At 59.1% G+C, this 1,148-nt stretch carries 1 pseudogene; it reads right to left on the reverse strand.

The features are described 5' to 3' along the window. Positions 1-1,148, reverse strand: a pseudogene (locus tag L8I05_RS29390) (type IV secretion protein Rhs); the annotation flags it as partial.

The following is a 1,148-nucleotide window of genomic DNA, read 5'->3' on the forward strand; positions in this document are numbered from 1 at the left end:
GGTCTCGCTCGTAGCGGGTAATGAGCTGACTGCCATCGTCGCCGTGTTCGGTCTTTTCCAGCAGGTTGCCGTTGAGGTCGTAGACGTAGGCCGTACGCTGGCCATCAAAACCGATTTCCTGCTGGATCAGGCCGTTGGGGTGGTAATCCAGCCGGTAGGTTTCGCCGACTTCATTTTCGATCTCGGTCAGTAGCAACCGGGTGTTGTCGTAGCGGTAGTTAACCTGGGTGCCATCGGCGTTGAGGCGGCGGCTGATCAGGTGCAGGCCGTCGGCGTATTCGTAGCGGGTGACGTGGCCCAGTTCATCACGTTCAGAGGTGATTTTTCCGTAGGGGTTGTAGCTGAATTCCTGGGTCGCTCCATCGGGCTTGGTGAGTTTCAACAAGCGCCCGGCTGCATCCCACCGATACTGGGTCAGCGCCCCATGCTCATCCTCACGCGCAACCTGTCGCCCAACATCGTCATAGCGATACCGCTTAACTCCGCCATTCGGCAGTTGCTCTTCAAGGAGCTGCCCACGCTCATTCCAGACCAGCCGATGACAACCGCTATCCGGATACCAAACCCCAACCAGTTGCCCGTGTTTGTTGTAGGTGTAGTCCGTAACGTTGCCGTCAGGATCTGTCTGACGCGTAACGTCGCCCTGTTCATTACGCTCATACGTCCAAACCGCCTCACCGCGCCGCACAACCCGTACGAACCCGTTGTCATGCTCGTAGGATGTCGGCTCATCCTCCCCCGGAAACAGCGCCACCAAGCGTCCAGCATCGTCATACTGATACGCCGTCACCGCGCCCAGTGGATCCTGCTCGACCGTTAGTCGGCCCTTGTCGTCGTAGGATTTGAAGTGCTCAGCACCATCGGGATCAATCCGCTGCACCAGCCGCGCGCGCTGGTCATGGACGTAAACTTCCTGGCTGCCATCAGCGTTGTGAACCGTGACCCTGCCACCGTCCTCCCACACATACCGCGTATCCATCTGCGAAAAGCTGGCCCAATGCCGAACACACCGCGCCGCCTTACCAGCCCGTTCCCACGCCCAAAAGAAACTCGCCCCACCGGCCAGTTGCCGCTCAAGAATGACGTGCTGCTCGTCGTACCGATAAACCTCGCTTTCGCCTACGGCATTGGTCGCGGAAACCAGTCGG

This window comes from Pseudomonas sp. MONT-RG-20F-20-E-7-02 (assembly GCF_022662395.1).
In the GTDB taxonomy this organism is placed as follows: Bacteria; Pseudomonadota; Gammaproteobacteria; order Pseudomonadales; family Pseudomonadaceae; genus Aquipseudomonas.